Source organism: Bacillus sp. C30 (genome assembly GCF_040838255.1).
Taxonomy (GTDB): Bacteria; Bacillota; Bacilli; order Bacillales; family Bacillaceae_G; genus Bacillus_A; species Bacillus_A mycoides.
Map to the genome: position 1 here is coordinate 1 of NZ_JBFPJH010000404.1, position 2,703 is coordinate 2,703.

Annotated in this window: 3 protein-coding genes; all 3 read right to left on the reverse strand. The window is 32.1% G+C overall.

Annotated features, from left to right (window positions below; all coding sequences use genetic code 11):
- Nucleotides 1–60: 60 nt before the first annotated feature.
- On the reverse strand, nt 61–255 hold the full coding sequence (locus AB3X49_RS20905; RefSeq protein WP_002011737.1) for a DUF3924 family protein: 195 nt from the start codon (nt 253–255) through the stop codon (nt 61–63).
- Nucleotides 256–375: 120 nt separating this feature from the next.
- The gene (locus AB3X49_RS20910) at nt 376–906 is read right to left on the reverse strand and encodes a tyrosine-type recombinase/integrase (RefSeq protein WP_000806230.1); all 531 of its coding nucleotides are present in this window, start codon (nt 904–906) and stop codon (nt 376–378) included.
- A gap of 107 nt (nt 907–1,013) precedes the next feature.
- Nucleotides 1,014–2,703 (reverse strand): sensor histidine kinase (locus tag AB3X49_RS20915; RefSeq protein WP_367964494.1); only part of this gene is annotated, 1,690 nt, incomplete at its 5' end.

Genomic DNA, 2,703 nt, shown 5'->3' on the forward strand with positions numbered 1-2,703 from the left:
AAACCCCACTGATTAAAGTTTCACTTTATATTTTAAATAGTAATAAAAAAAGAACAGCAATTACTGCTGTTCTTTTCCATTGATGATTTGTTGTAAATCAAAAGGAGTTATCGCTTGGATAAATTCCTTTGAGATAAGTGTTTGAACGAGAGTGCTTTCAGAAATTGTAGCACCTGTTTTCTTTTCATAAGATTTCTTTAATAAATCAAGTTTTTCAGCCGTTTCTTTCGGTAATTCAATTGTTAATGTGTTCATAATTTCTCCCCCTTACTATTAGAGTACCACTACAGTATAGGAGAGACAAGAAAAGAGAACATGAAACATAAAAAAGGTTATCAAATTTACAAATGGTAACCTTTTTATGTATAAGAGTTATTAAGCAATACCGATATACTTTAAAGTTTTGGATGGAGTACTGTGATCAAAGAAGTGTTGTAAAAATGCAATATCAACACCTGATTTGTATGCACAATAGCCCCAAGTTTTTCGAAGTGTATGTGAGCTAATCCCTTCTAATCCAACTTCTTTTGCAGCTTTGTTTAAAATGTACCATGCATGTTGTCTCGTAATAGACTTTGTTCCTTTTTGAGACTTTAATAATGGTTCATTACGTTTCCAAGTTTTACGTTCTTTCATGTAGTCTTCGATTGCGTGCTGTAAGTCTTCATTTACAGCAAACCATTTATGTTTCTTTACTTTTTCATTGTAAAATAAAATGGAATGGCGAACATTTTCGTCTTCATCGATTACATCACTAACTTTTAATTGTAAGATTTCACTTACTTTTAAGCCAGAATTTACAGCTAATACGAATAATAAGCCATCACGTTTCGAAGATTGTAAAAGTATATTTTTGATAGTTTCTAATTGTTTTTCATTTTGAATAGGTTGTCCTGCTTGTTTCATTTCACGCACTCTCCTCTTTTATATGTGTAAAGGAAAGGATTAACTTGTTTCTTACTATAAAGGGAGAGTGTGAATTTCATGTGAACTCCTAGTGAAATTAAGACAAATTATTTGACTTCTTTTACTTTTTGTAAATTAAAATAAAATACAACGCTATTAGTGGTATTATACACGCCGTATTCAGCGTGATGGAGATCTAAAATGTTTTTCACAATGGATAACCCAAGGCCAGTACCTCCAGTATGACGGCTACGAGAAGCGTCTAAACGGTAGAAGCGATCCCAAATTTTTTCAAGGCTTTCTTCTGGAATAGGGTTACCTGTGTTTTCAATTTTGATTTTCACTGTATCTTCCGTTTCTAGAACAGAGACGTGTATTTTTTCACCATCTGGAGTATATCGAATTGCATTGCTAAGTAAGTTTACAACGACTTGCTCAATACGGCTACGATTTGCTTTAACAAATAGAGAAGAGTCAGCATGGATGTCCACTTGTAAATGTTTTTCCTCCATGCTAAATAATAATTTTGTATAGACTTGTTGAATTAATTCACCGATTGAGAATGTCGACATTTCTAGTTTGTACGTACCTGATTCTAGTTTTGCTAATTCTAACATTTCAACAATGAGCCTGTTCATATTATCTGTCTCTTCCAAAATAACATTTGTATAATATGTCGTATCTTTACTTACGCCATCTTGAATACCTTCAGCGAAGCTACGAATAACACTAAGTGGTGTTTTTAATTCATGAGATACACCAGAAATGAATTCTTTTCTCGTTTTTTCCAATTGACGTTCGCGTTCAATATCTTGTTGTAATTTTGTATTGGCAACATTTAATCGGTCGATTCGATCTTTTAAATTTACAGAGAGTGTATTAATACCACTTGATAACCCGCCAATTTCATCGTCTGCCGTAACAGGTAACTTCTCGCTAAAATCAAAGTTGGCCATTTTTTTTGTAACACGATTTATCTTAATTAATGGTTTAACAATGATTTTTGAGTAGTAGAAGGATAACAAAATAATAACGAGAAACACGATAATTAAGGCATAGACATAATAATCTTTTAAAACGAGCATCGCTTCATTAACAGGTTGTAAAGATGCTATCACAAAAGCGTAATCCTTAATTTTTCCGTTTTCCATAATAGGCTTTACAAAGACACTGTTTTTTATATTTTCCCCACTATCTAAAATATAAGTGTTTAATTGATTTGAATTAGCAGTACCTTGTCTAATAGTGCTTGCAAAATATTCAACAGCTTGTAATGTTTCAAAATCATTTGCAAGGCGAACCTCAGATTTGGAAGGGATATGTAATTTAGATATCACACCGGTAAAACTGATCTGAGACGTAGTTTTATATCGATTTGTGAGTCTATTTTTAGAGGGGTTACCACTAATTGATTGAAAATCCGAATTGCCATTTTCATTTCGCCATCGATTATAATTAGTCGTCAGTTCTAGTGGCGTTATTATATTATCTTGTAAAAATCCCTCTACGTGAATCATGCCCTCTTTTTTTAAGCCTAAATTTTCGAATTTATTATATTCTTCGGGTGTTAAAAGATTATTAAGTGGGATGGAATAGGTTTTATTGTTATTAGGGTTAATTACCTCAATGTAGTAATTGTTTTCACTTTTAATAATGCCGTTAGAATCTAAAAATTGCATTTCAGCATTCGTTTTATCGTGAAATTCTTGTTTTAGCTTTCTGATTTCCTCAATACTTTTGTCGCTTTTTTTATAATTATCTACGAATTTTTCAAAAGCCGTTTGAACGGTTTTTATT